Origin of the sequence: Sporosarcina cyprini, assembly GCF_022048975.1 — a bacterium.
In the GTDB taxonomy this organism is placed as follows: Bacteria; Bacillota; Bacilli; order Bacillales_A; family Planococcaceae; genus Sporosarcina; species Sporosarcina cyprini.
This window is the reverse complement of record NZ_JAKMHX010000038.1, coordinates 1-25,671: the sequence shown is the minus strand read 5'-3', so window position 1 is coordinate 25,671 and position 25,671 is coordinate 1. Positions and strand designations below refer to the sequence as shown.

27 protein-coding genes are annotated in these 25,671 nt (G+C 45.3%); 26 read left to right on the top strand and 1 reads right to left on the bottom strand.

The window, feature by feature from the left end; all coding sequences use genetic code 11:
• Positions 1-2 precede the first annotated feature (2 nt).
• The 11 genes from hisC (at position 3) to L7D49_RS18610 (ending at position 9,710) form a co-directional block, all read left to right on the top strand.
• Complete coding sequence (gene hisC / locus L7D49_RS18660; protein ID WP_238083749.1) at positions 3-1,106, top strand: histidinol-phosphate transaminase; 1,104 nt, start codon at positions 3-5, stop codon at positions 1,104-1,106.
• Positions 1,096-2,208, top strand: a complete 1,113-nt coding sequence (locus L7D49_RS18655; protein ID WP_238083748.1) for a prephenate dehydrogenase — start codon at positions 1,096-1,098, stop codon at positions 2,206-2,208. Before hisC ends, L7D49_RS18655 begins: the two co-directional genes overlap by 11 nt.
• Before the next feature lie 17 nt (positions 2,209-2,225).
• Positions 2,226-3,521, top strand: coding sequence for a 3-phosphoshikimate 1-carboxyvinyltransferase (gene aroA / locus L7D49_RS18650; protein WP_238083745.1), 1,296 nt, complete (start codon positions 2,226-2,228; stop codon positions 3,519-3,521).
• A 48-nt stretch (positions 3,522-3,569) separates the two neighbouring features.
• On the top strand, positions 3,570-4,850 hold the full coding sequence (locus L7D49_RS18645; protein ID WP_238083742.1) for a tetratricopeptide repeat protein: 1,281 nt from the start codon (positions 3,570-3,572) through the stop codon (positions 4,848-4,850).
• A gap of 1 nt (position 4,851) precedes the next feature.
• Positions 4,852-5,403 carry a ReoY family proteolytic degradation factor gene (locus L7D49_RS18640; RefSeq protein WP_238083740.1) on the top strand — a complete coding sequence of 184 codons (552 nt, stop codon included), beginning with the start codon at positions 4,852-4,854 and terminating at the stop codon, positions 5,401-5,403.
• A gap of 132 nt (positions 5,404-5,535) precedes the next feature.
• On the top strand, positions 5,536-5,985 hold the full coding sequence (locus tag L7D49_RS18635) for a YpiF family protein (RefSeq protein ID WP_238083738.1): 450 nt from the start codon (positions 5,536-5,538) through the stop codon (positions 5,983-5,985).
• A 260-nt stretch (positions 5,986-6,245) separates the two neighbouring features.
• A complete protein-coding gene (locus tag L7D49_RS18630; protein ID WP_272493187.1) occupies positions 6,246-6,749 on the top strand; it encodes a QcrA and Rieske domain-containing protein in 504 nt (167 codons plus the stop codon).
• Positions 6,750-6,771: 22 nt separating this feature from the next.
• Positions 6,772-7,446 carry a menaquinol-cytochrome c reductase cytochrome b subunit gene (qcrB, locus tag L7D49_RS18625; RefSeq protein WP_184206442.1) on the top strand — a complete coding sequence of 225 codons (675 nt, stop codon included), beginning with the start codon at positions 6,772-6,774 and terminating at the stop codon, positions 7,444-7,446.
• 46 nt (positions 7,447-7,492) lie between these two features.
• A complete protein-coding gene (locus L7D49_RS18620) occupies positions 7,493-8,257 on the top strand; it encodes a menaquinol-cytochrome c reductase cytochrome b/c subunit (protein ID WP_238083733.1) in 765 nt (254 codons plus the stop codon).
• 107 nt (positions 8,258-8,364) lie between these two features.
• The gene (lhaT, locus tag L7D49_RS18615; protein ID WP_238083731.1) at positions 8,365-8,970 is read left to right on the top strand and encodes a lipoprotein heptaprenylglyceryl N-acetyltransferase LhaT; all 606 of its coding nucleotides are present in this window, start codon (positions 8,365-8,367) and stop codon (positions 8,968-8,970) included.
• Between the two features lie 68 nt (positions 8,971-9,038).
• Positions 9,039-9,710 (top strand): zinc metallopeptidase, encoded by a 672-nt coding sequence (locus L7D49_RS18610; protein ID WP_238083729.1) that lies wholly within the window; start codon positions 9,039-9,041, stop codon positions 9,708-9,710.
• Positions 9,711-9,755: 45 nt separating this feature from the next.
• Here L7D49_RS18610 and L7D49_RS18605 read toward each other — a convergent pair whose 3' ends face one another.
• Positions 9,756-10,628 carry a YitT family protein gene (locus tag L7D49_RS18605; RefSeq protein ID WP_238083727.1) on the bottom strand — a complete coding sequence of 291 codons (873 nt, stop codon included), beginning with the start codon at positions 10,626-10,628 and terminating at the stop codon, positions 9,756-9,758.
• A gap of 113 nt (positions 10,629-10,741) precedes the next feature.
• Between L7D49_RS18605 and L7D49_RS18600 the strand changes: the two genes are divergently transcribed.
• The 15 genes from L7D49_RS18600 (at position 10,742) to L7D49_RS18530 (ending at position 25,376) form a co-directional block, all read left to right on the top strand.
• Positions 10,742-11,080, top strand: a complete 339-nt coding sequence (locus tag L7D49_RS18600; protein WP_238083725.1) for a nucleotide pyrophosphohydrolase — start codon at positions 10,742-10,744, stop codon at positions 11,078-11,080.
• Positions 11,077-11,877 carry a 4-hydroxy-tetrahydrodipicolinate reductase gene (dapB, locus tag L7D49_RS18595; RefSeq protein ID WP_269136060.1) on the top strand — a complete coding sequence of 267 codons (801 nt, stop codon included), beginning with the start codon at positions 11,077-11,079 and terminating at the stop codon, positions 11,875-11,877. Before L7D49_RS18600 ends, dapB begins: the two co-directional genes overlap by 4 nt.
• Positions 11,878-11,916: 39 nt before the next feature.
• Entirely contained in the window at positions 11,917-13,050 is a 1,134-nt protein-coding gene (gene bshA / locus L7D49_RS18590; protein ID WP_238083723.1) for an N-acetyl-alpha-D-glucosaminyl L-malate synthase BshA, read from the top strand.
• Positions 13,047-14,240, top strand: a complete 1,194-nt coding sequence (locus tag L7D49_RS18585; protein ID WP_238083722.1) for a CCA tRNA nucleotidyltransferase — start codon at positions 13,047-13,049, stop codon at positions 14,238-14,240. Before bshA ends, L7D49_RS18585 begins: the two co-directional genes overlap by 4 nt.
• The gene (locus L7D49_RS18580; RefSeq protein ID WP_238083720.1) at positions 14,218-15,201 is read left to right on the top strand and encodes a biotin--[acetyl-CoA-carboxylase] ligase; all 984 of its coding nucleotides are present in this window, start codon (positions 14,218-14,220) and stop codon (positions 15,199-15,201) included. The genes L7D49_RS18585 and L7D49_RS18580 overlap by 23 nt, the downstream gene beginning before the upstream one ends.
• A gap of 300 nt (positions 15,202-15,501) precedes the next feature.
• Positions 15,502-16,335, top strand: a complete 834-nt coding sequence (panB, locus tag L7D49_RS18575) for a 3-methyl-2-oxobutanoate hydroxymethyltransferase (RefSeq protein ID WP_238083718.1) — start codon at positions 15,502-15,504, stop codon at positions 16,333-16,335.
• Positions 16,336-16,355: 20 nt separating this feature from the next.
• On the top strand, positions 16,356-17,219 hold the full coding sequence (gene panC, locus L7D49_RS18570; RefSeq protein WP_238083715.1) for a pantoate--beta-alanine ligase: 864 nt from the start codon (positions 16,356-16,358) through the stop codon (positions 17,217-17,219).
• Complete coding sequence (gene panD / locus L7D49_RS18565) at positions 17,207-17,587, top strand: aspartate 1-decarboxylase (RefSeq protein ID WP_238083713.1); 381 nt, start codon at positions 17,207-17,209, stop codon at positions 17,585-17,587. Before panC ends, panD begins: the two co-directional genes overlap by 13 nt.
• A gap of 182 nt (positions 17,588-17,769) precedes the next feature.
• A complete protein-coding gene (gene dinG / locus L7D49_RS18560; protein ID WP_238083711.1) occupies positions 17,770-20,553 on the top strand; it encodes an ATP-dependent DNA helicase DinG in 2,784 nt (927 codons plus the stop codon).
• A gap of 68 nt (positions 20,554-20,621) precedes the next feature.
• Positions 20,622-21,101, top strand: a complete 480-nt coding sequence (locus L7D49_RS18555) for a cell wall elongation regulator TseB-like domain-containing protein (protein ID WP_238083709.1) — start codon at positions 20,622-20,624, stop codon at positions 21,099-21,101.
• A gap of 21 nt (positions 21,102-21,122) precedes the next feature.
• Positions 21,123-22,313 (top strand): pyridoxal phosphate-dependent aminotransferase, encoded by a 1,191-nt coding sequence (locus L7D49_RS18550; protein WP_272493184.1) that lies wholly within the window; start codon positions 21,123-21,125, stop codon positions 22,311-22,313.
• A 39-nt stretch (positions 22,314-22,352) separates the two neighbouring features.
• Positions 22,353-23,648, top strand: a complete 1,296-nt coding sequence (asnS, locus tag L7D49_RS18545) for an asparagine--tRNA ligase (RefSeq protein ID WP_238083705.1) — start codon at positions 22,353-22,355, stop codon at positions 23,646-23,648.
• A gap of 20 nt (positions 23,649-23,668) precedes the next feature.
• Positions 23,669-24,376, top strand: a complete 708-nt coding sequence (locus L7D49_RS18540; RefSeq protein ID WP_238083703.1) for a DnaD domain-containing protein — start codon at positions 23,669-23,671, stop codon at positions 24,374-24,376.
• Positions 24,377-24,388: 12 nt separating this feature from the next.
• Positions 24,389-25,039 (top strand): endonuclease III, encoded by a 651-nt coding sequence (gene nth, locus L7D49_RS18535; protein ID WP_238083701.1) that lies wholly within the window; start codon positions 24,389-24,391, stop codon positions 25,037-25,039.
• Positions 25,032-25,376 (top strand): YpoC family protein, encoded by a 345-nt coding sequence (locus L7D49_RS18530; RefSeq protein ID WP_336246407.1) that lies wholly within the window; start codon positions 25,032-25,034, stop codon positions 25,374-25,376. Before nth ends, L7D49_RS18530 begins: the two co-directional genes overlap by 8 nt.
• Positions 25,377-25,671 lie beyond the last annotated feature (295 nt).

The window sequence follows — 25,671 nt, the reverse complement described above, 5'->3', positions numbered from 1 at the left end:
ATATGAAGTGGAAGACAGTATTGGAAGAGATGAGACCGTATAAACCGGGAAGATCAATTGATGAAGTGAAACGTGCGTATGGACTGACCAATATAGTGAAACTGGCGTCCAATGAAAACCCTTATGGCACGTCTCAGCAAGTTTTGGATTACTTGGACCAAACTCCGCTTCAATATGAAATCTATCCTGATGGCCATTCCAGTCGCCTGCGCAAAACGCTGGCGGAAAAACATGGTGTATCTGAAGAGTCCATCCTATTCGGCAATGGTTCGGATGAAATCATTTCGATTATTTGTAGAGCTTTATTGGATGAAGGTAAACATACGATTATGGCAACACCAACATTTCCCCAGTATGCTCACAATGCCAAAATCGAAGGGGCGTCCCTAACCGAAATCCCATTGCTAGATGGACAGCATGATTTGGATGCTTTTTTGGATGCTGTTACGAAAGACACGGCAGTCATCTGGATTTGTAATCCAAACAATCCGACAGGAAATCTAATGCCTGCAGACAAAGTTGCAGATTTCTTGAAGAAAGTGCCGGAAGATGTGCTCGTCGTTTTGGATGAAGCCTATTTTGAATATATTACGGATGAGCAACATGTCGATTCGATCTCATTGCTAGAGCAATATAAAAATATTATTGTGCTGCGCACTTTTTCAAAAGCATATGGTCTTGCTTCTATGCGTCTTGGCTATGGAATCGCAGATCCGGCAGTTGTAACGCCGTTAAATAAAGTGAGAAATCCATTCAACAATAACTCGCTTGCAGTAGCAGTAGCTGAAGTGGCGGTACTGGATGAAGAATTTATTGATACATGCCGTTCATTAAATGATCAACAGAGGAACCGCTTTGCTAAATTCGCGGAACAACATGGTCTTCACATGTTTGATTCTCAAACCAACTTCGTATTGATGCAAGTGCCGGTAGATGCAGATGAAGCATCCGAATTCCTTCTGCAGCAAGGTTATATTGTCCGGAGCGGCAATGCACTTGGCACTCCTGGATATATAAGAGTGACGATTGGCACCGAACAACAAAATGACGGGTTTTTTGAGGCATTCGATGAGCTCCTGAAAAAAGGTGGTTCTCATGAAGCGTAACATTGCAATCATTGGTTTAGGGCTGATCGGAGGATCACTGGGATTGGCCATGAAAAGGAATCCGGATCTATATATTACCGGGTTTGACCGTTCGTATAAAACCGCAGATGAAGCCTATCGTCGAGGAATTATTGATATGATCGCACCATCTGCCGAGTCCGCTTGCGAACAAGCGGATTTTGTCTTTTTCGCAACACCGGTAAATACTACTGTTTCGATGATGAAGGAAGCGAGAAATTGGGGATTTAAGGAAAACGTCATCATCACTGATACAGGGAGCACGAAATTCCCAATCATGGAAGCGGCAAAAGAATTAGAAGATAGAGGCATTGTAGTCATCGGGGGGCACCCGATGGCAGGCTCGCATAAAAGTGGCGTGAGTGCAGCAAAAGCACATTTATTTGAAAATGCCTATTATATACTGACTCCGCGTGAGGCCACGGATTCATCCAAAGTGGAATCCCTGAAGGATATCTTAGCATCGACCAAAGGAAAAGTCGTTGTGCTCGAAGCGGAACAGCATGATCGGATGACGGCTATTGTCAGTCATTTCCCACATATTGTTGCCTCATCGATGGTTGGGTTGCTTGCAAAACAGGAAGCAGGACAACCTTTTGTGAAAAATTTGGCGGCAGGCGGCTTTAGAGATTTGACGAGAATTGCTTCCGCAGATCCAATTATGTGGAGAGATATCACAATACAGAATAGGGATGAGCTTTTACATCAGCTCGATGGCTGGATGAAAGAAATGGAAAATGTACGGTCCATGCTAACTTCAAATGAACCCGAACGAATTTTTGATTTTTTTGCAGAAGCAAAACAATATCGGGATCATTTGCCTTCTACAAAGGAAGGTGCAGTTCAAGGTGCCTTATACATGCCGTTTGATCTGCATATCGATGTGCCTGATCATCCAGGTGTGATTTCGGAGATCACTAAAATCCTTGCAGACGAGCGGATCAGTTTGACGAATATTCGGATTGTCGAGACCCGGACGGACGTGTACGGTATATTAGTCGTCAGTTTCCAAACAGCGGAAGATCGAAAGAAAGCGAGACAAGTACTTTCAAAAGCAACAGATTATAGCATGCATATCATTTGAGAAGAGGGGTCGTCATTATGGAGACGAAAACAGTAGAGTTCACGAATCCAACGTTACGTGGAGAACTGAAGGTACCGGGAGATAAATCGATTTCCCATCGTGCTGTCATGTTAGGATCAATTGCAGCTGGCAAAACAACAATATCTGGTTTTCTCCCTGGAGAAGACTGTCTCTGCACAATTGATATTTTCCGTAAATTAGGGGTAACGATCGAAAGGGAAGGGGACCAGGTCTCCATCGACAGCCCAGGTATTGACGGCTGGAAAACACCGGACGGCCCGCTCTATGCAGGGAATTCAGGAACGACCGCCCGTCTTATGCTTGGAATATTGGCAGGATCAAAAGTGGAATCGACTTTGACCGGGGATGCCTATTTATCAAAGCGCCCGATGAAAAGAGTGATTGCACCACTCGAAAAAATGGGGGCACGCATTACAGGGGAAGGAGACGCAAATTATTTGCCTTTGACAATTACTGGCCATCAGTTGAAAAGCATACAGTATGAAATGCCAATCGCAAGTGCTCAAGTGAAGTCAGGCATTTTATTTGGAGCGCTACAAGCTGAAGGTGAAACAAGTGTAATTGAAAAGACAGGTTCACGGGATCATACAGAACGGATGCTGCGCCAGTTCGGAGCAGAGATTGGGACGAATGACAATGAAATACGATTAAAAGGCAAGCAAGCATTGAAAAGTTGTGATGTTATCGTTCCTGGTGATATTTCGTCTGCTGCATTCTTCATGGCCGCTGCTGCGATTGTTCCGGAAAGTGAGATAACTTTCATCAACGTCGGTTTAAATCCATCCCGCACAGGAATGATAGATGTGATGAGACAGATGGGCGCGACAGTTGAAATTGTTGACCAAAAAGGGGAAAATGGTGAACCGTACGGAACGGTCACTGTGAAAAGCGCCAAACTTCATGGCACAGAAATCGGAGGAGACATGATTCCCCGATTAATCGATGAATTGCCGATTATTGCTTTGATGGCGACACAAGCAACTGGCAAGACAGTTATCAAAGACGCAGAAGAATTGCGTGTAAAAGAAACGGATCGGATTGCAGCCGTCACCTCCGAACTGAAGAAGCTTGGAGCCACAGTCGAGGAAACGGAAGACGGCATGATCATTACAGGACCGAGCAAGTTGTCTGGGGCAACACTTCAATCCTATGGCGATCACCGTATTGGCATGATGTCGGCCATTGCTGCTCTTGTTTCGGAAGGTCCGGTTCAAATTGAGGATCCTTCTTGCATCGCGGTCTCTTATCCAAACTTCTTTGATGACTTATATCGATTGTCCGGCCGTTCCTAAAAAGTGCGATGTCCCGCATGTATACAAAGCGAAAGAACAGGTGAAAATATGGGTCAGTTAGAGAATTTAATGCAGGCAGCCAGAGAAGGCAATCTAGAAGATCTGCGACTGCAGGTTGAACAGATAATCAGTATGTTTCAGCAAGGAACCGAGGAACCAGAAAATCTTTATGATTTGGCTGGGATGATGATGGACTATGGATATGTGCAATTGGCTGATACATTATACGAAGAATTACTTCAACTGATGCCTGAAGAAGGGCAATTGAAAATCGACCGGGCGGAAACACTCTTGGAAATGGGTGAGGAAGATGAGGCGTTATTACTTTTAACTTCTATCACACCCGATGAGGATGAATATGTCCAAGCCTTATTGTCTCTAGCGGATTACTACCAAATGTCTGGCATGTCCGAAGCCGCGGTGATGAAAGTGAAAGAGGCATTAGCCCTTATGCCGGAGGAACCGGTACTTCGTTTTGCCTACGCTGAATTATTATTGGACGGCGGGAAATATGTCGAGGCGGCATCCCTCTATTCTGAATTGAATGACGAAGGGGTCAACGATATCGGTGGAATCCGTATCGTTTCCAGATTGGCTGAAACCTATAGTGCCGGTGCTGCATATGAAGAAGCGATTCCCTATTATGAACAGCTGCTAAAAGATTTATCGGCACCTGATGATCTATTCGGGGCGGCCTTCGCTTATTTCCAAGCAGATCAGCCAAAACGGTCCACTCAATTGATGGAACAATTACTTGAGCTCGATCCTGACTATTTCTCTGCCTACATGCTGGCAGGTCAATCTTTTGCCAGGTTAGGTGACGATGAGAAGGCGTATGAATTATTTGTACGAGGTATCACTAGAGATGAATATGATAAAGAATTGAGATTGGCAGCAGGAAAATCCGCATTGAAACTTGGAAAGACTGATGAAGCGGAAGAGCACCTTAGTGAAGCCTTAGCGTTAGACCCGGAATATATCGATGCGCTAATCGCTTTAGCTTCTTTATACAACGAGCAAGAAAAAGATGAAGAACTTCTTTCACTATTGGCCGAAACGGACGAAGCACAAATGGATCTGCCGATGTTAACAGCTTTCAAAGCATATGCTTTGGAGCGGGTGGAACAATTCGATGATGCATACGTATCTTATAGTGAGGCATATGTTGGAATGAAAGATGATCCGATTTTTCTTGATCGATACGCACATTTCCTTTTAGAAGAAGGAAAACGGAGCGAAGCCATCGAAATAGTAAAGCAACTAGTAGCAATCGAACACCATGATGAATGGGACGCATTTCTTGAATTGTCAAATGACGAGGAGGTGTGATATGACAGCCATGATTCCTGTCGCTGCCAAAAAGGATTTTGTACGGTGGTTTCTAAAGCGCTACAAATTAAAGCGCCGGGAATGTGTTTGGATTTTGAATTATCTTCTAAGCCATGAACAGCTTCTTCAAAACGTCCACTTTACTGACGAAGCACATTATTGTCCAAGAGCAATGGTGATCTCCACGACTAATTCAGAAAGTATTCCGTTTCGTTTCTATAAAGGAAACTTGATGACGGCTGATGCCGAGAAGTCGTTTCATGATTTACGTCTCCATCCGGAAGAAAAAATGTTTATTCAATTAAACTTTCCAAACAGTCATGCGTGCCCTCAATATGCGATGGTGCGGGAAGAGAACCCGTACCTTCCCGATGATTTGCAGGTCAGTGAACGAGACCGGAAAATTGCGGAACAGCTACTGGAAGAAAGCGCTGCAACCATGTCATTGGAAATGTTAATGAGAAGAGTGGATGAAGCACTCGATGAGAACGACCGCGAACGGTTCCTCGTCCTGTCTTCTATGTTGAATGAAATGAAAACTTCCAAACAATAATGACCCCATCCACCGATGGGGTCATTTGACTTGATGGAACCATTAGCAATCCTTGGATACTTAGTGAAGGACGGTATTGTCCGCCTCATGTTATGATGGGCATGTATGATTGATATGAGGGAGAGATAGTCTATGAATTGGACCGGAAAAGATATGGATACATATTTACAGCAAAAAGAATACATCGATACGCTTGTTATTCCCCTGATTAAAGTCGAACCGGCATTGGAAAAGATGAAGATGAGTGCATCAGCTGCAGAGTTCACCATGTTGCTGTCTTCCATGATCGAGACTCAATTCAAGGGACGGATGATGTTCGCCCCTCCGTTTTCTTATACCGGATCGACAGCTATTACTGAATTGAAGGCAGATTTACTGGATTCTTTTAAGGAGTCGCCATTTAAACATATTTTCTTTCTGACAACCGATCCTGCATGGGTTTCATCTGATGACAATGGACAAGTCATCTGGCTGCCTTCGATTCCTGTGGAAAGTATGGATGTCCAGCTTCGCCAAACGATCTTGGAGGACCAATTGCGGCAAGTTTTGCCGAAGTTCACTGAAAAATGGGCTTCTGCTTAACGTTTTCCACGCCAGTTGTGATATGCTTGAAAAAAGTGAATTCAACTTGAATTTCAAGCAGTTGTAGAATTGCGTTAATGATTGTTTGATGACATTTCAGTCTTGCCATTTTTCAAAATTCATCATTTGTTCACAAACTGTTTTTCCTGTCGAATGCATGATTGAATTTACGGCAATATTGATATATCATAGATATGTCCTAGTATTACAATTAGCAATAGTATGTCCGTTGGACTGATTTTGGAGTTAGAGGAGGGAAACTGATGAGCAGCAAAGTGTCAAGACGCCAATTCCTAAGCTATTCCTTGATGGGCGTCGGTGGATTCATGGTTTCGGCAGCAGTGATGCCGATGGTCCGCTTTGCGATCGATCCGGTATTGCAAGCGAAAAGTGACGGGGATTTTATTGCAACCTCGCAAAAAGTGGATGAATTGACTGATGTGCCAGTACGTGTCGATTTTACGATCAAAGATCGGAAAGATGCTTGGTACAAATCCGACGTCTCGAATACCGCTTGGGTCTATAAAGAAGGCGATACAGTCATCGCGCTTTCTCCTGTCTGTAAGCATCTTGGATGCACAGTGAACTGGGAAGGGGACAATCATAAGAACGAATTCTTCTGCCCTTGCCACGCTGGACGTTACGAGAAAAATGGAAAGAACGTAGCTGGAACTCCACCGCTAGGTCCGCTTGATGAATTTCAAGTCCAAGAAGTGGATGGCTTCGTTTATCTTGGAAAAACTGTTCCAAACACATTAGTTTAAAATGTAAGGGGGTACGACCGAAGTGCTAAATAAAATTTATGATTGGGTTGATGAACGGTTGGATATCACCCCTATATGGCGTGATATTGCTGACCATGAAGTACCTGAGCACGTAAACCCTGCACATCATTTTTCTGCATTCATTTATTGTTTCGGAGGTTTGACATTTTTCGTAACGGTCATTCAGATCTTATCCGGTATGTTCCTTACAATGTACTATACTCCGGATATCGAAAATGCATGGAAATCCGTCTACTACCTTCAAAATGAAGTTGCATTCGGTGAAATTGTGCGTGGGATGCACCACTGGGGAGCGTCGCTTGTTATCGTTATGATGTTCCTACATACGCTGCGTGTATTCTTTACAGGTTCTTATAAGAAACCTCGTGAACTTAACTGGATCGTCGGCGTGCTTATTTTCGTCGTCATGTTAGGTCTTGGTTTCACAGGTTACTTATTGCCATGGGATATGAAAGCGTTATTCGCTACTAAAGTAGGTATCGAAATCGCAGCATCCGTTCCATTCATTGGTGAGCAGATCAAGATCCTGCTTGCGGGTGATTCAACAATCCTAGGTGCACAAACTTTGACACGTTTCTTCGCGATTCATGTATTCTTCTTGCCAGCTGCTTTGCTTGGGTTGCTTGCAGCGCACTTTATCATGATCAGAAGACAAGGTATTTCTGGACCACTATAAGATTTAGATGTTGTTTGTCTTATATTTAGAATAAGGAGGGGACAAAATGCATCGCGGAAAAGGTATGAAATTTGTTGGGGATTCCCGGATTTCTGCAAATCGGAAACCCAATGTCCCAAAAGACTACTCAGAATATCCTGGTAAAACAGAAGCTTTCTGGCCAAACTTCCTATTGAAGGAGTGGATGGTTGGAGCTGTTTTCCTTATCGGATATCTTATTGTAACGGTTGCCCATCCGTCTCCGCTTGAGCGTCAAGCCGATCCGACGGATACAACGTACATCCCTGTTCCTGACTGGTATTTCCTTTTCATGTACCAGTTACTGAAGTATGAATTTGCTTCCGGACCATACAACGTCATCGGAGCTATTATCATACCAGGTCTTGCAGTTGGAGCATTGATGTTAGTGCCATTTATGGATACTTCAAAAGAGCGTCGCCCATTCAAGCGTCCGCTTCCTACTGGATTCATGCTTCTAGCTTTCGCAGCTATTTTCTATTTGACTTGGGAATCTGTCGTGAACCATGACTGGGAAAAAGCGAAAGCACAAGGTGCGATCGTAGAAGAGGTTGAATTTGACGAGAACTCTGAAGGATACCAAATTTATGCGGGATCATCTTGTATTGGTTGTCACGGGGATGCGTTCCAAGGTGGCGTCGGCCCTGCGTTGGTCAATACTGGCTTAACTGCTGATGAGATTGCAGACATTGCTCACAATGGTATCGGTGGCATGCCAGCAGGACAATGGACAGGATCTGATGAAGATTTGCAAGTCCTTGCTGAATTCATCGAAGGCTTAAACAAAGAATAATTAAAAAGAGTCAGGAAACTGACTCTTTTTTTATTATCCATTGTTGATTAAATGAGCAGGATCGCGTAAACAATTGCTCTATATACATATAATGACGGTTTGGAGAGATGTCATTGACTACGCTTAAAGATATGCTATGGCTCATATTGTCAAATAGATCATTTTTATGGATTTTGCTTTTCGTCAATATACTTGGAACGGTATACGGATATGATTGGTACATGTGGCAGCTAGAAATAACAAAGCCGATCTTTTGGATCTTTGTGCCGGATAGCCCAACTGCCAGCTTGTTCTTTTGTATTGCTCTTTTTGCTTGGCTAATCGGCAAAAACTTTAAATTGATTGAAGCGCTGGCGTTAATTACACTTGTGAAATATGGAGTTTGGGCAGTAGTCATGAATCTCCTAACATTAGTGGAAACTGGATCGATCGGATGGGCCGGCTGGATGTTGGTTGTGTCACATTCTGCCATGGCGCTGCAGGCTATCCTCTATATTCCGTTCTACCGTTTTCAATTTAAGCATGTGGTCATCGCTGCTATTTGGACATTACATAATGACGTCATCGACTATGTATTTGGGCAAATGCCAATTTATCATGATTTGATGCGTCATATGGACCGAATCGGCTATTTCACCTTTTGGTTGTCCATTGGCTGTATATCCATAGCCTATTATGTTTGGAAGAAAAGAACCATCCTTGTAAATGGATAGACGTAATAGTTGCGGACCGCCTTTGTGGCATATAAAATAGTAGTATAGAGAAAGGGGAGGAAACGAAGATGTTTTTGGTTTATCTGGGCATCATCATTTTGCTGCCGCTTTATGCTCAGTTCAAAGTGAAAAGTACGTATAATAAATATTCGAGAATCCGTTCAACTTCCGGTATGACGGGAGCTGAAGTGGCTCGCATGATATTGGATCATAATGGTCTCCATGACGTAAAAGTGGTGGAAAGCCAAGGATTCCTAAGTGATCATTACAATCCGATCACTAAAATTGTCGCACTTTCTCCACAAAACTATCATGAAGCTTCCGTAGCGGGAACTGCTGTAGCAGCCCATGAAGTTGGCCATGCTATACAGGACAAAGAGGCGTATGCTTTCCTTCGATTCCGCCATCGGTTAGCACCGGTCGCAAACATCACATCAAATGCTTCTTGGATTTTCATCATGATTGGTTTGTTTGTAACGAGCTTAAACTCTTTATTGGGTATTGGGATCCTTTTGATGGCTGTCGGTGTGCTGTTTCAAATCGTCACATTGCCGGTTGAGTTCAATGCTTCCAGCCGCGCGATGAATCAAATCGTTGAACTGGGCATTATTCGGAATGAAGAAGAGCCACACGCAAAGAAAGTGCTAAGTGCAGCAGCCATGACATATGTGGCGGCAACTGCAGTAGCTGTGCTTGAATTGCTCCGTCTTGTGTTGATTTTCACGAACCGGAACGACTGATCACAGAAAAACCGTCCTTACGACTCGTAAAGACGGTTTTTTTGACTACTTTTCCAATGGTTGCTTCTGATCATCCAAAGTAAATCCTTCACCTAGCACATCATGAACCTCTGTGACGGATACGAACGCGTGGGGGTCGACTGAAATGACAATGTTTTTCAGGCGCATCAATTCATTTTTGCCAACGACACAATATAAAATTTCGCGGTCGGACTTGGTGAAATGACCATATCCTCTGAAAACCGTTACCCCTCGATCCATATCAACTGCAATTTTTGTTGCAATGGCATCCTGATGATCTGATATGATAAAGGCTCCCCGCGCAGCGTAGGCACCTTCCTGTACAAAATCGATCACACGGGCCCCGACAAAGAGAGCGACGAGTGTGTACATGACAGAACGATGGTCCAGGTAGACGATCCATGACAGCAGAATGACACCTGCGTCGAACATGAACATTGTGCGCCCCATGCTCCAGCCTCTGTATTTATGGCCAAGCCGGGCGATGATATCCACTCCGCCGGTCGTTCCGCCAAAGCGGAAGATGATTCCGAGGCCGATGCCGATAAAAACACCGGCAAACAGGGCGACAAGGAACATATCTCCTTCCAAATGAATGTTATATTGGTATTTCATAAAGACCTTTAGAAATACCGAAACAGACACCGTACCGAGAACCGTATAAATAAAAGATCGACGGCCGAGCAGCTTCCAACCGAGCAGGAACATCGGAATGTTCAAGACGAGGTTCATAATGGCGGGATCCCATTTAAATGCAAAGAGCAAAATGAGGGTAATACCCGTAAATCCTCCCTCGGCCAACTCATGTTGAATGTTGAAATGAACCAGTCCAAAGCTGAATATGGCAGCTCCGAGGATGATGAAAAAGATATTTTTTAGTTTTATGCCGGCCAACAACCCTTGTCCCGCCTTTCCTTTTGAATACTATCGATATTATTATCAATGATTCTTCAAATTTTGACAACAGTCCCCTGAATGAATACGATATCAAATGGAGGGAGTAGACGCAAATGGAACAATTGAAAACGATGAAACAATTACAGGATGAAGTAGACCAATACATAAGCGGTTTTAAGGAAGGCTATTTTCCGCCAATGGAATTACTGGCACGCCTGACCGAGGAATTAGGCGAACTTTCCAGGGAAGTGCAGCATGTGTATGGCATGAAAAAGAAAAAAGAGACGGAAGCCATAAAATCTCTAGCTGAAGAGACGGGCGATCTGTTGTTTGTCCTCATCTGCTTTGCTAATGCGCAAGGGATTGATCTGGAAGATTCCCTTACAACAGTTTTAAATAAATTCAAACATCGAGATGCAGACCGCTGGACGAAGAAGGAGGAATTGGATTGACAATCAAAGTAGCAATCGCAGGTGCGAGAGGAAGAATGGGCACTACAGCCAGAAAAGCGATTGAGGAAGCGATGGATGCGGAGGTAGTTGCCGCATTAGATTATAAACACGGCGGGAAATACATCAACGGATCTTCCATCGGTGAAGGCCCAGCCGGAATTCCAATTTACACCTCTTTAGCAGAATTGGCAAAGGACGTTCAACCGGATGTGTTATTAGATGTGACGGATCCTGACGCCGTCTTTCATAATGTGAAAGAAGCCATCTCGCTTGGCATCCATCCCGTAGTCGGAACTTCTGGATTAAGCGAGGAGGAACTGCACTCCATTTCTGAACTGGTTAATGAAACTGGCGTTGGTGCCATCATTGCTCCTAACTTTTCAATCGGCGCGGTCTTGATGATGAAATTTGCAGCACAAGCGGCGCGATACTTAGGTGATGTTGAGATCATTGAAATGCATCATGACCGAAAATTGGACGCGCCATCCGGAACTGCGGTAAAAACTGCGAACATGATAAAAAGCATCAGACCGAGTCATATCCAGGGACATCCGGAAGAACAGGAGCACTTGGCAGGTGCAAGAGGCGGAGATGTGGAAGGCATGAAAATCCACAGCGTTCGGCTGCCTGGACTGCTTGCCCATCAGCAAGTTTTACTTGGCGGTGAAGGGGAATTGCTTACGATTCGCCATGATTCATTTGACCGGAATAGTTTCATGCCTGGAATTATTATGGCCATCCGGCATGTAGCCGGCAGTAGCGGCTTAATTTATGGATTAGAAGAGATTTTAGACTAAAGCAAGCGTTCCAGCTGCTTTTGAGAGGGGTGTTGTCATTTGAGAAAATTAAAAGTGGGAGTCATCTGTTATCCTTCACTTGGTGGATCGGGTGTCGTAGCGACAGAGCTAGGTTTGAAAATGGCGGAACGAGGCCATGAATTGCATTATATTACATCGAGCAAGCCATTCAGATTGCTGGACATTCATCCGAATATCCAGTTCCATGAAGTGAAAATAGATGGGTACGCCGTATTCAAGTATCCACCATACGACATTGCCCTTGCCAATCGGATTGCACAAGTAATCGAGTCGGAACAGCTGGACCTTTTACACGTACACTATGCGGTGCCCCATGCGATTTCGGCTGCGCTTGCAAAGGATATGGCGAATTCGGATATCGGAGTCATTACAACATTGCATGGCACAGACGTAACTGTACTTGGCCATGATCCTGCTCTCCGAAATACGGTGCGCTACGGCATCGACAAATCCAATGTGACAACAGCCGTATCCGCGTCATTGCGGCAGGAGACGCTGGAACTGATTCAGCCAACAAATGAAATAATCACAATCTACAATTTCATAGATGAAGAGAAATACAAGCCGGTTGATGCACCTGGACTAAAAGAGGAACTTGGGATTGACAAAGAGGACAAGGTGCTCATCCATATCTCGAACTTCAGAAAGGTAAAGCGAATACCGGATATCATTGAAAGCTTCCGGCTGATACGCCAGCAGGAAAAGGCGAAACTCCTGTTAGTCGGTGAAGGACCTGAATGGAAACCGATATTTGACTTGGTTAAGGAGCATGGTCTTTTGGAAGACGTCGTCTTTACAGGGAAGCGAGATGACTTGCCGGAGCTTCTTTCAATCAGCGACGTGATGCTTTTGCTATCTGAAAAGGAAGCATTCGGGCTTGTCCTGCTTGAAGCCTTTGCATGCGGGGTCCCTGCGATCGGTACAAATATTGGCGGCATTCCGGAAGTAGTAGAAGATGGGGTGAACGGTTTTCTTGTTGAGCTTGGCGATACAAAAAGTGTTGCAGAAAAAGCACTTAGCCTGTTACAGGACGCCTCATTACACGAAGAATTCAGGCAGAATGCATTGCAAACTGTTCCAAGGCGTTTTGATTCGGCTTCAATCGTCGAACGTTATGAAAGCCTTTATTATGAAATGGCGGGAAGAAAATGAACTATCCATTTGGGACAAGTGCCAGCAGAGGAGTCGTTTCGAAGCTGCTCTCTGTGGGATATGAAGCGGTTTTTGTCGGCGGTGCGGTTCGTGATCTCTTGTTAGGAAAAGAGGCATCCGATATCGACATAGCTACGTCTGCCACTCCTGAAGAAGTAAAGGAGGTTTTTCCGAATACTGTAGATGTTGGAATTCAACATGGCACCGTTCTTGTTCTGTATGAAGGTGAACCGATTGAGGTGACAACCTATCGAACGGAAGGTACTTATTCGGATCATCGCAGGCCAGACGAAGTGACATTTGTCAGATCACTCGAAGAAGATCTAAAACGGCGTGATTTTACGATGAATGCCATGGCATTGTCATTAGACGGGAGACTGATTGATCCTTTCGGAGGGAAACAAGACATCGACAATCGTTTGATCCGGGCGGTTGGAGCAGCAGAGGAACGTTTCAAGGAAGATGCCCTCCGCATGTTCCGTGCAATCCGTTTTTCCTCCGTTCTTGGCTTTGCCATTGAAGATTCGACTTGCGGTGCAATTGGACTTTTGGCTAAGGAGATCGAACATATCGCAGCAGAGCGCTTAAAGGCCGAGTGGGACAAGCTTTTCCTTGGCAAGGAACCGACGAAGGCATTCGAGTACATTCGTGAGACGGGCATTGGTGCGCATTTGCCGGCCTATCCTGAAACGTTCAGGGCAGCCTCCTGTATGCAAGGTCCTTTTCAAGCCTCGCTGGAAGGTTGGGCTACTTTGATGATGGCGGGTGATTTGGAGCCGTTGCAGCTAGCGCGTGCCTATAAAATGTCCAATGCGGAAAAAACTTTTTTGCGATCTATACATGCGGTACTCCAAACAAGGGAGGCTCAATTTTATTCCAATATCGATTATTATCGATGGGGGGAGCAGGTGCTCCTTGCAGCGGAAGCAATTTATCAATGCCTGCATCCGGATAATCCGTTCCTCGGCCCGGATGAAATTCGGGAAAAGATTGCCGCATTGCCGATCCGGTCAAAACAAGAGCTGGCCGTGACAGGTACTGACCTGCTTGCTTGGTCCAAATCAAAGGGAGGCCGCTGGGTCGGCGAGTGGCTGGATACAATCGAACGGGCAGTTATTCTGGGTGACTGCAGGAACGACAGTGAAGAGATAAAGGGATGGTTTCTCTATGAGTTTACGAGGCAAAGATGAAATACTAAAACAGTTGATGATGAGTGGCCGGACACCGGTTTCAGGACAGGACATGGCAGACCGAATGGGTGTTTCCCGAACTGCAGTGTGGAAGTATATAAAGGAATTGGAGTCCGACGGCTATCAAATCGGTTCTGTCCGAAAAAAAGGATATTATTTGCTGGATACACCGGATGTGGTGAATGCAGCGGCAATTCAGCGCCATTTGAAGGCAAACGATTACGGCCGGCATATCCAATATTTCGAGAGCTGTCCTACGACACAATCCATTGCGCATGAAGAAGCACAAAATGGGGCAGCAGACGGGACGTTGATCATTGCCGAGGAACAGACCGCCGGAAAAGGCAGAATGTCTCGCCCTTGGTCTTCATCGGCCCGAAAAGGGATTTGGATGAGCTTGATCATACGGCCATCCATTATGCCGCAGCAAGCGCCGCAAATGACACTAGTGGCGGCGGTTGCCATTGTCCGGGCAATGGAAGAGGTGGCCGAAGTGCAGCCGACAATCAAATGGCCGAATGATATTCTGATAAACGGCAAGAAAATGACCGGCATCCTTACGGAATTACAGGCGGATATGGACCGGGTCAAAGCGATCATTCTTGGAATGGGCATTAATGCGAATCAGGAACAGGCAGACTTTCCTGAGGAATTACAAGAAATTGCCACGTCGCTACATTTGGTAACGGGCGAAAAGGTCGATCGATCCCGTTTGGTTGCAGCCATTCTTTATTATTTGGAGTTATATACAAAAATGTATGTAAAGAATGGATTTGCGCCGATTAAATTACTTTGGGAGAGCTATTCCAATACAGTTGGCAAACGGGTTCGTGCCGTCATGTTGAATGAGACGATTGAAGGAACAGCAATCGGCATTTCCGAAGAAGGGCTGTTGGAGCTGAAACTCGATGATGGAACAATTCGGGGAATTTATTCCGCAGATATTCAAATCGCAAAATAACGGTATACAACGATTATGCGTTTTGTTATAGTTAGGCTGAAGGGCAGTATCATCACCGAACTGCACCAGTAACCGGCATGTCTTGAAATTTTATAAGTTCTGCCTTGATCTTGGAAAAGACAGGGACGGAGGAAACCATTACTGCTTACAACACAACCCTTCTGTCCTTTTTTGGATTGGAAGGGTTTTTATTTGTTTTGGCAGACAACAGCATAGATATTCAACTTCGGTTTTCTCTAAGAGACAGTTCGAACGCATGGCCTTCAGTGTTGAACTTAATCGAGAGGGAGATGGTAGTAAATGAAGAGCACGGCAGATTTCTTGAAAATGAAGCAAAATGGAGAAAAGATCGTGATGCTGACAGCGTACGACTATCCATCTGCGCAACTGGCAGAGGAGGCGGAAATGGATGTTCTTCTCGTTGGCGATTCACTCGGCATGGTCGTTCTTGGTTACGACTCTACCGTTTCTGTGACGGTGGCAGATATGGTCCACCACGGCAAAGCGGTACGCAGAGGAGCAAGGGACACTTTTATTGTCGTTGATATGCCGTTCGGGACGTACCATGGCTCGGAAGATCGCACGCTTCAGAACGCGATGCGTCTTTTTCAGGAGACGGGTGCGAATGCACTAAAGTTGGAAGGGGCCGGCAAGGTGATTGATGGCATTCGGCTGCTCACTTCAACAGGTATTCCAGTAGTAGCGCATCTTGGCCTGCTTCCACAATCGGCCGCTGTCATTGGCGGTTACAAGGTCCAAGGTAAGACGGCTGAAGCAGCGCAGCAACTCATTCGTGATGCGAAGGCGTGTGAGGACGCTGGTGCATGCATGATTGTCGTGGAATGCATTCCTCACCAGCTTGCAGAAGAGCTGGCAAAAGCGGTCTCTGTGCCGGTCATTGGCATTGGCGCAGGAAGTGCGGTTGACGGTCAGGTGCTTGTTTTCCATGACACCGTCCAATACGGAAAACACCATGTGCCAAAATTCGTTGAAGCATATGCCAGCATTGGTTCCGAAATTACGAATGGGCTTATGGCGTACAATCGCGCTGTCAAACAAGGTGAATTTCCAGCAGCCAAGCATAGTTTCACAATGAAAGAAGAAGAGCTGGCAGCCTTGTATGGCGGAAATTGAAAGAGAAGAGGACAAAGGCGATGGATGTAATCACTACTAAAAACGAACTCATAAAACACTTGGATCGAAATAATCGTAATGGAAGGTCAATCGGCTTTGTGCCAACGATGGGTTTCTTGCATGAAGGACATTTATCCCTAGTTTCCAAGGCGAAAGCAGATAATGACATCGTAGTCATGAGTATCTTTGTCAATCCGGCGCAATTTGGGCCAGGGGAGGATTACGAAGCGTATCCCAGGGATTTGGAGCGGGATATGGCGCTTGCCAAAGATGCGGGAGTAGATTTCTTATTCACACCGTCCGCTATGGAAATGTACCCGACCGACGGAGGAATCCGTATTTTGCCCGGCCAGCAGGCGGATGTTTTGTGCGGCGCATCGAGGCCAGGCCATTTTGATGGCGTTTTGAAAGTCCTATTAAAGCTGTTCAATATGGTGGATCCTGACCGGTCCTATTTTGGGATGAAAGACGCACAGCAGCTTGCCATTATCGAAACATTTGTCCGTGACTTTAATCTGCGGACAGAAATCGTGCGTGTCCCGACGGTGCGAGAGGCAAACGGTCTCGCCAAAAGCTCAAGAAATGTCAATTTGAGTGAAATAGAAAGAAGCGAAGCTCCTAGCATCTATAAAGCACTGCAGCTCGGTCAGCGAATGGTCGGCACAGCTGCACCACATGAAATCGAAAAGGCGATGGCCGAATATATTACAGATGAGACATCCGGCAAAGTCGATTACGCCAAAGTGCTGTCGTATCCAAATCTAGGCGCAGCAAGTGATGAGGTCACTGAATTCATCTTAGCTTGTGCTGTAAAATTCTCCAAAACAAGATTAATAGATAATATTATTATGTCAACAAAGGATGATACTTCATGTTCAGAATGATGATGAATAGCAAACTGCATCGCGCAGTTGTGATGGAAGCAAATTTGAATTACGTTGGAAGCATTACGATCGATCAGGATCTATTAGACGCGGCAGGATTGCTTCCGAACGAGAAAGTGCATATCGTCAACAATAATAATGGCGCGCGATTTGAAACGTATATCATTGCAGGTGAACGCGGCAGCGGGGTCATGTGCGTAAATGGTGCAGCAGCACGCCTTGTTCAGCCGGGGGATATCATTATTGTCATATCGTATATTTATGTTTCGGATGAAGAAGCAAAACATCATGCGCCTACCGTCCTCATTATGGACGAAAACAATGGAATTAAAGAACGAATTGTGGAAAAACCGAGCATGACTGTATAATCGGATGCGTAGAGGATGTCAGGCAGTGTGTAAGCCTCCAATTGACGGATTTACCTGGCAATTAGAGGCGGTTTCCACAATGCCGGTCCTCTTTTTTTAGTTTTAATATAGCAAAATCCTCTATCCAGAACCGTTTGTATGGTACAATCCGTGTAGTATCCAAACAGGAAGATGATGATGGAATGACAACACATACATATGCGGTCGTCGATTTGGAAACGACCGGCCATTCACCTTCAAGAGGCGATCGGATTATCCAGATAGCGATTGTTTTGATCGAGAATGGAAAAATAACAAGCAAGTATTCACGATTTGTTAACCCAGGCAGGGACATTCCGATCTTTATCCAACAATTGACCTCAATTACAGAGGAAGATGTAAAGGATGCACCGTTGTTTGACGACATTGCATCGGAAGTGTCGGCGTTGCTCGAGGGTAAAGTTTTTATTGCCCATAATACGGACTTCGACCTGTCCTTTCTGCAAAGTGAATTTACACGATGCCGGGTAAACAAATGGTCTGGTAAAAAAATTGATACGGTTGAATTGGCGAAAATCCTATTTCCGACTTCTCCAAGTTACCGGCTCCAAGATATTGCGGAAGAACTGGGCATATCTTTGCCTGTAGCTCATCGTGCGGATGATGATGCGGAAGCGACAGCCCATTTGTTTTTAGCTTGTCTTAACAAATTGAGAAAGCTGCCTGCATTGACATTGAAACTGCTCCATCGCAGATCATTTTCACTTCGATCCGATATTTCTATGCTGATGTACCAGGCCTTGAACGAGAGCAGAGATCAAGAACTTCCAACTCAGCTTGCTGTTTTTCGGGGAATTCCTTACAGACAGGAAGAAGCCTATTCGGTTTTTAGCAAAGCTGCAGTGAAGCCTTTTCCTTACAAAGACGACAAAGCAAAAATGGAGCTTCTCGGAAAAGTGTTCCATCCAGTAGATAAAAGGGAAGCGCAATTTCAATTTATGGATGCTGTTTGGGATGCCTTGGAGGGTAAACAGGAAATAGCAACGGAGGTGCCGACGGGTATCGGAAAGACGATAGGCTATTTATTTCCGGCTGCCATGTATGCCGCGAAAAAGGGCAAACCCGTCGTCATAAGTACGGGAACGAATCATCTGATCGACAAAATGGCGGTTGAAGATTACGACAAGATCAGCCGGATGATGGAAGCCGATCTTCGCATTGCTATCCTAAAGGGGCGGGAACATTATATTTCATTAGGGAAGCTTGAGGAACTCATGCGGATCATCGATGAATCATACGATGAGACGTTTGCAATCATGCAAATTCTCGTATGGCTCACCGAAACCGCTACGGGTGACTTAACAGAACTGAATGTTTCCGGCGGTGGTCAATTGTTCTTGGATAGGATACGGAAGCAATCTTCTGTTCTCTCGCCGGATGAACAAATTGCCGATTTTCACAATCGGATGTTGGCTTCTTGTCCACATGCGGATCTGATCATTACCAATCACTCGACGCTGTTATCTGATAGCTATCGCGATAAAAAAGCATTCCAATCAATTGGAGGATTAATCGTCGATGAAGCCCATCAGATGATTCAAATCGCTAACCATTCGAATGAAACGGTCCTTTCCTATACGAATTGGAAATATGTCATCGGACAAATCAGTTCAGACGCGGAGGGGCAGCTTCTTTTCGAAGTCGACCGTCTGCACAAACGTTTTGGGACATTCAGCCAATATGTTAAGGATCAGCTATTCGAATTGCATGATGCTTTCATGCATGCGTTCGATGATGCGATCCGCCTGTTGACGGAATCACCAAATGAGCAGCATAACAGTGCCAGGAGCAATCGCATTGTGGTGCCGCTGGTTTCCTTGCAAATAGATAGCCAGCCGTTGGCGCGTGTCGCAGAATCGATGTATCAATACTATAAATTTGCGGAGTCCTACACGAGTGCCTTATCTGCTGTCCAGGATCAGATGACAGACAAGGAAAAGGCATATCTTTCCGAATGGGCCTACTGGGTTCGCGAATTAGCGATCAAAGCAGGGGACTGGGTCGAAATTTTTCTCGATGAAAAAAGGGAGAATTTCGCCATCTGGCTGGAAAAAGATCGACGCAGCATCCCAGGCAGCTTGACTGTAGTAAAAAGCCCGATCGACGGTTCCTCCCATATTAGCCAATTCATCTCGGAACTAAAGAAAGAGCATGTCGGGATTGTGTGGACTTCCGGCACAATGTCTGTTCAAGAGGACAAACGTTTTGTATTGCGCCAGCTTGGCATAGAAGAGAATGTTCCGCTTATGACATTTGAGGCACCACCTCATTTTTATGATGGTGCGAATATCTTCATTGTGAAAGATATGCCTGACATCCAGCAGGTTGCGCAAAGCGAATATGTGGAAGCCGTCGCGGATGCCATCGTTCAGACGGTTATGGCGACAGGCGGCAGGCTGTTCGCGTTATTTACTTCACTGGATATGCTAAGGCAGACGTATGAATTGATTTTGGAAAGTGAACTGCTTTCCGAATATGCGTTAATTGCTCAGGGAGTGAGCTCTGGCAGCCGCATGAAGCTGCTGAAATCATTCCGCCAATTTGAGCAGTCCGTCCTGTTCGGAACGAATAGTTTTTGGGAAGGAGTGGACGTTCCCGGTGATGCGTTATCAGCGATCATCATCGTTCGGCTCCCATTCACTTCGCCCGATGATCCTGTATTCAAGGCGAGAGCGGACAAATTGACGGATTCGGGTATTAATCCTTTCACCGGCTATGCATTGCCAGAGGCGATCATGCGATTGAGGCAGGGGTTTGGCCGTTTAGTCCGTTCTTCTGGGGAAAGAGGCTTCTTCATCATTTTGGATCGAAGGATTGAAACAAAGTCGTATGGCAGACGTTTTCTTAATTCCTTGCCTTCCGTTCCCGTAAAAAAAGTGTCGCTTGAACGTATGGTGAACGAGCTCGAAGATTGTTATAATGAATAAGAATCCAAAAGAGCTTATGGATTAAATAATTAATTGCGAGATGTTTCCGAGACAGGATGTGGAAGTTTTTGCTGAATTGGATAAAATTTATTACCGCTTTTTTGCTTGCACTCGGAATCGCCATCTTTATCCTTGTTTTCTATAATGCGAACAAACCGTATGCTACAGTCGGCGAGAAAAGCTCTGAAGTCGCTTTGTCCTCGGGGAAATTGGCCACTGCCGAACGGTCCGAAACGTATAATGGAACAACTTCTCTTGTTACCGTGTATGGTAAAGATGAGGCAGGCAAAGAAAAGGCCGTCTTCATCAGCACCGATAAGGGGGAAGTGGTTGGCGAAGTCGCACTTGCAGATGGCATCTCACCCGATAAAGCAATTGAGGCAGTTAAAAAAGAATTGAAAGTGGATAAGATTCTCCATGTGACGTTAGGCTTGGAAGAAGACCACCCGATATGGGAAGTGGCATTCCGCAGTGAAAACGGCAAGTTGAATTATGTCTATGTGTTTTTTGAAAACGGACAGTGGTGGAAACGTATCTTGAATCTTTGAGGCATAAGGGAGCGGATGAAATTGACAAAGGAATTGGCATCAAGAGTTAGTACATTAACCCCTTCAACAACATTGGCTATTACAGCGAAGGCAAAGGAAATGAAGGATGCCGGCATCGATGTGATTGGCCTAGGAGCGGGCGAACCGGATTATAATACACCGGCAAACATCCTAGAAGCGGCGTATGAGTCGATGAAAGACGGAAAGACGAAGTATACGCCTTCCGGAGGCCTTCCCGCTCTAAAGGATGCCATCATTGAAAAGCTGCAGCGAGATCAAGGGCTTGCATACGCCCGCAATGAGATCATGGTAGGCGTCGGCGCCAAGCATGTCCTCTATACATTATTTCAAGTTATCATTAATCCTGGTGACGAAGTCATCATTCCCGTTCCGTACTGGGTCAGCTACCCTGAGCAAGTCAAACTTGCCGGCGGTAAACCTGTCTTCGTAGAAGCGGGAGCGGATGCGCACTTCAAAGTGACGGCTGAGCAAATTCGAGCAGCCATCACCGATAAAACAAAGGCTGTCATCGTGAATTCGCCAGGGAATCCGACAGGCATGATCTACTCGGAAGAAGAGCTGAAGCAAATTGCTGAGGTCTGCAAAGAGAAAGATGTTTGGATCATTTCTGATGAAATTTATGAGAAACTGATTTACGGTGATGCGAAGCATACATCGATTGCCCAGCTATCAGAAGATGCAAAACAGCGGACTTTTATTATTAATGGTGTTTCCAAATCTCACTCCATGACAGGGTGGAGAATTGGGTATATTGCCGGCGATAAAGAAGTCGTTTCGGCGATGACTAACCTGGCAAGCCACTCTACATCAAATCCGACGACCACTTCCCAATATGCCACAATCGAAGCGTATAACGGGCCGCAAGATGCTGTAGAAGTAATGCGACAAGATTTCGAATCACGTTTGGAAAAAGTATATCCGCAACTTGCCGCTATTCCAGGTTTTAAAGTCGTAAAACCTCAAGGGGCATTTTACTTGCTGCCTGAAGTATCGGAAGCGGTTGAGAAAACAGGCTTTTCAAATGTCGATGAGTTTGCTTCGGCTTTATTAACAGAAGCAAAGGTCGCCGTCATTCCAGGTTCCGGTTTTGGTTCTCCGGATACAATCCGCCTTTCGTATGCGACATCAATCGATTTAATTGAGGAAGCAATTAAACGGATGCGTGAATTTGTTGAAAAGAACTGTAAATAATAAAGCACACTAAAACTGCAATAGTATTTGGAGGTCCTTATGAAAACAATTATGATACACGAGATGCCTGATCATGTAGGCGAAACAGTAAAAATGGGAGCATGGCTTGCCAACAAACGTTCCAGTGGTAAAATTGCATTTTTGCAGCTGCGCGACGGCTCCGGGTTTGTCCAAGGTGTTGTAGTGAAGGAAGAAGTGGGAGAAGACATGTTCGCAAAAGCGAAGTCTTTGACGCAAGAAAGCTCCCTATATATTATCGGTGAAATAACAACGGATGAGCGTTCTTCGTTCGGATATGAACTGCAAGTAAAGGAAATTGAAGTGATACATGAAGCAGTTGATTATCCGATTACACCAAAGGAACATGGCACTGAATTCCTAATGGATCACCGCCATGTGTGGCTGCGTTCCAGAAAACAACATGCCATTATGAAAATCCGTGATGAAATCATTCGTGCCACATATGAGTTTTTCCATATGAATGGTTTTGTGAAGATTGATCCGCCAATTTTGACGGGTTCATCACCTGAAGGTACATCTGAATTATTCCATACTAAATATTTCGATGAAGACGCGTATCTATCCCAGTCCGGCCAGCTTTATATGGAAGCTGCTGCCATGGCGTTAGGAAAAGTATTCTCATTCGGTCCTACGTTCCGTGCCGAGAAATCAAAGACTCGTCGCCACTTGATCGAGTTTTGGATGATTGAGCCGGAAATGGCGTTTGTTGAGCATGCAGAAAGCCTTGAGGTTCAAGAACAATTTGTTACGCATATTGTTCAATCCGTTCTTCAAAACTGCCCGCTTGAATTGGTGCGGCTCGGACGCGACATTTCAAAACTTGAAAAGGTGCAAGCTCCATTCCCACGCATTACATACGATGATGCGATTAAATTCCTTCACGAAAAAGGATTTGACGACATCCAGTGGGGCGATGATTTCGGAGCACCGCATGAAACAGCAATTGCGGAACACTATGACAAACCGGTGTTCATCATGCATTACCCGATCGGCATTAAACCATTCTACATGCAGCCTCATCCGGACCGTGATGACGTTGTCCTATGTGCCGACTTGATCGCGCCAGAAGGCTATGGCGAAATCATTGGTGGATCTGAGCGGATTCATGACTATGAATTGATGAAGCAACGGATCAAGGAACACAATCTAGATGAAACTGCCTACGAATGGTATTTGGATCTTAGCAAATATGGGGCGGTTCCCCATTCCGGCTTTGGACTTGGTTTGGAGCGGACGGTTGCATGGATTTCTGGCGCTGAACATGTCAGAGAATCCATTCCGTTCCCACGTCTATTGAATCGTCTTTACCCATAATAAAGAGAGGTGTTCTGACAATGCAACAGGAAGAACGGCTCCGTACTTGGATTGAGCAGGGAAATGTAACCATTTCCCAGCTTTTTTTTCAGCGTTATAAATCACTCGGCATAAAAGATGTGGATGCCATGCTTATTCTGCAGATGCTTTCATTTCAATCGGCAGGTGTCATGTTTCCAATCCCGCCCGCATTTGCAGAGCGGATGCAGCTAACTGAAAAAGAAGTGACGGATATTCTTCAGCATCTCATGCGCCGTGGTTTCCTGGCGATTGAGCAAAGTGAGGACGAAAAAGGAGTCCTTCATGAGAAGTTCTCTCTGCTTCCACTATGGAGCCGCATCATGGAGCAAATCGCTATAGAAGAGGGACAGGCAGAAGAGCAGAATAATTGCAATGAAGAAGGAGAAATCTTTACGCTGTTTGAACAGGAATTCGGCAGGCTTCTCTCGCCGATGGAATGTGAAACAATTTCCATGTGGCTTGATCAAGATGGCCATCGCGTGGAGGTCATTCGAGCGGCACTAAAAGAAGCGGTGCTGGCGCAAAAATTGAGCTTGCGCTATATCGACCGTATTTTGTTCGAATGGAAGAAAAAGAATGTGAAATCACTGGAGGATATCGAGCGCAATGTGAAGCCGTTCCGTTCTTCAATCGGACGGCCGATGCCAAAGCGTGAGGCAACTTCAGGTAAAATTCACTTTTACAATTGGTTGGAAGAACGGGAATAGGGTGATGCTGACATGTTAACAAAAAAACAATGGGAAGTATGCCTGGACGAAATTGCTAAAATGTTCCCGGATGCCCATTGTGAGCTGGTTCATAAAAACCCTTTCGAGCTGGTCATTGCAACGCTGCTATCCGCTCAATGCACGGACGTGCTCGTCAACAGGGTAACAGCGGATCTTTTTCAGAAATATAAAAGGCCAGAAGACTATTTGGCTGTGCCGCTGGAAGAATTACAAAATGATATCCGGTCCATCGGTCTCTTTCGAAATAAAGCGAAAAACATCCAGGCACTGTGCAAGTTGCTAGTAGATGAATACGGCGGAATTGTCCCGGGAGATCGCGACTTGCTAACGACCTTTCCAGGCGTAGGAAGAAAGACCGCGAATGTCGTCGTATCCAATGCATTCGGCATTCCTGCGTTAGCCGTCGATACCCATGTGGAGCGGGTAGCAAAAAGGCTCGCCATGAATCGTTGGAAAGACACACCTCTTCAAGTGGAGGAAAAGCTCATGCGCTGGACGCCGAGAGAAAGATGGTGTGATGTCCACCACCAACTCATCTTTTTCGGACGCTATCATTGCAAGGCTCAAAAGCCGAATTGTCCCGAATGTCCACTTCTCACGATGTGCAGAGAAGGAAAGAAACGGATGAAAGAAAATGAATGACAATGCAGAGGCTGCAAAAAGTAAGGTGGACAATGCAATGAAGACATGGTCATCATTGCAGGAAACCATCCATCAAGGTCGAGCGGAGAAAAATCCATCCGTCGGACAATGGATGAGACAAGCCATTCAATTATACGAAGAAATGCTCGCCGTATATTGTGATGCAGTGGATGAAAGAAGTGCCATTGAACCGATGAACGGCAAAGAGCGGATTGATTTCGTCAAATTAAAACTGCGCAGTCCACAAGCATTCCAGCAATTACAGGCGCTTTTTAAGGAAGCTGCCAAAAAGGCAGCCAGTCTCTATGCACGGAGCAAAAGAAGCGAAACAATTTAATAGTGAGGAGACCGTCAGCAAACATGATGAAATGCCATGTTTGCTGTACGGTCTTTTTTTGTAATCGAGAAACGGCATTTGATTCGCAATATAAACAGGGGGGTGTCCGTAGAACATCTGAGCTGCTTTTTATTAGCTGCAGGGGGAGAGGAAAGTGACAGATAGTTGAATGGGAGAGTTAATTAGTATACGAGCGGTTAGAGAGCAGATACGAGCGGTTAGCAGGAAGAAACGAGAGGTTACAGGAATAAATGAGCGGTTGGCTGGTTATACGAGCGGTTAGCGAATGGATATG

Coding starts and splice junctions, on each gene's coding strand:
- hisC (WP_238083749.1), top strand. CDS start 3: ATGAAGTGGAAGACAGTATTGGAAGAGATGAGACCGTATAAACCGGGA.
- L7D49_RS18655 (WP_238083748.1), top strand. CDS start 1,096: ATGAAGCGTAACATTGCAATCATTGGTTTAGGGCTGATCGGAGGATCA.
- aroA (WP_238083745.1), top strand. CDS start 2,226: ATGGAGACGAAAACAGTAGAGTTCACGAATCCAACGTTACGTGGAGAA.
- L7D49_RS18645 (WP_238083742.1), top strand. CDS start 3,570: ATGGGTCAGTTAGAGAATTTAATGCAGGCAGCCAGAGAAGGCAATCTA.
- L7D49_RS18640 (WP_238083740.1), top strand. CDS start 4,852: ATGACAGCCATGATTCCTGTCGCTGCCAAAAAGGATTTTGTACGGTGG.
- L7D49_RS18635 (WP_238083738.1), top strand. CDS start 5,536: ATGAATTGGACCGGAAAAGATATGGATACATATTTACAGCAAAAAGAA.
- L7D49_RS18620 (WP_238083733.1), top strand. CDS start 7,493: ATGCATCGCGGAAAAGGTATGAAATTTGTTGGGGATTCCCGGATTTCT.
- lhaT (WP_238083731.1), top strand. CDS start 8,365: ATGTCATTGACTACGCTTAAAGATATGCTATGGCTCATATTGTCAAAT.
- L7D49_RS18610 (WP_238083729.1), top strand. CDS start 9,039: ATGTTTTTGGTTTATCTGGGCATCATCATTTTGCTGCCGCTTTATGCT.
- L7D49_RS18600 (WP_238083725.1), top strand. CDS start 10,742: ATGGAACAATTGAAAACGATGAAACAATTACAGGATGAAGTAGACCAA.
- L7D49_RS18585 (WP_238083722.1), top strand. CDS start 13,047: ATGAACTATCCATTTGGGACAAGTGCCAGCAGAGGAGTCGTTTCGAAG.
- L7D49_RS18580 (WP_238083720.1), top strand. CDS start 14,218: ATGAGTTTACGAGGCAAAGATGAAATACTAAAACAGTTGATGATGAGT.
- panB (WP_238083718.1), top strand. CDS start 15,502: ATGAAGAGCACGGCAGATTTCTTGAAAATGAAGCAAAATGGAGAAAAG.
- panC (WP_238083715.1), top strand. CDS start 16,356: ATGGATGTAATCACTACTAAAAACGAACTCATAAAACACTTGGATCGA.
- panD (WP_238083713.1), top strand. CDS start 17,207: ATGTTCAGAATGATGATGAATAGCAAACTGCATCGCGCAGTTGTGATG.
- dinG (WP_238083711.1), top strand. CDS start 17,770: ATGACAACACATACATATGCGGTCGTCGATTTGGAAACGACCGGCCAT.
- asnS (WP_238083705.1), top strand. CDS start 22,353: ATGAAAACAATTATGATACACGAGATGCCTGATCATGTAGGCGAAACA.
- L7D49_RS18540 (WP_238083703.1), top strand. CDS start 23,669: ATGCAACAGGAAGAACGGCTCCGTACTTGGATTGAGCAGGGAAATGTA.
- nth (WP_238083701.1), top strand. CDS start 24,389: ATGTTAACAAAAAAACAATGGGAAGTATGCCTGGACGAAATTGCTAAA.
- L7D49_RS18530 (WP_336246407.1), top strand. CDS start 25,032: ATGAATGACAATGCAGAGGCTGCAAAAAGTAAGGTGGACAATGCAATG.